The organism is Aminobacter sp. P4_D5 (assembly GCF_056401815.1).
In genome coordinates, this window is sequence record NZ_JBFUIP010001387.1 from 1 (window position 1) to 519 (window position 519).

General features: G+C 70.1%; 2 protein-coding genes. Both read right to left on the reverse strand.

Annotation, left to right across the window (positions count from 1 at the left end; translation table 11 throughout):
- On the reverse strand, positions 1 to 124 hold a 124-nt coding region (locus AC1DWF_RS38570), incomplete at its 3' end, for a thioredoxin family protein (protein ID WP_476843670.1).
- 52 nt (positions 125 to 176) lie between these two features.
- Positions 177 to 519 (reverse strand): PD-(D/E)XK nuclease family protein (locus AC1DWF_RS38575; protein ID WP_476843669.1); only part of this gene is annotated, 343 nt, incomplete at its 5' end.

The following is a 519-nucleotide window of genomic DNA, read 5'->3' on the forward strand; positions in this document are numbered from 1 at the left end:
TGGGCGCGACCATCCGGCAGGGCCCGCACCATTCGGCCCAGAAATCCACCAGCACGGCGCCCTTCGCCTCCAGCACGTCCTGCTTGAAGCTGTCGTCGCTCACGGCCTTGGTCAGTTCGCTCATGGGGGGTCCTCGATTCCGATGGGGGAGAAGGTCGTGTCGCGCCCGCCGATGGTCAAGCGGGGGCGTAGCGATCCAGCAACATGGCAGGCAGCGGCATGGCGCGGGCGCCATAGGTCCAGACGAGGGCGCATTCCACGGGACGGCCCGGAAAGGCGGCGCGGAGCACGGCGCGATAGGCCGCCATCTGCCGCAGATAGGCGGATGGAGCGGCCTCGGCGAGCTCGGGCGGCGGGCGATTGGTCTTGAAATCCAGCACGAGGATCTTTTCCGGGGTGACCAGCAGCCGGTCCACCTGGCCGAGGATCAGCCGCTCCCCGATTCGCCCGGCGAGTGGCGCCTCGGCCAGACTGCCCGGGCCGAAGGCCGGCGCGAGTTCCGGGTCGGCCATGACGCCC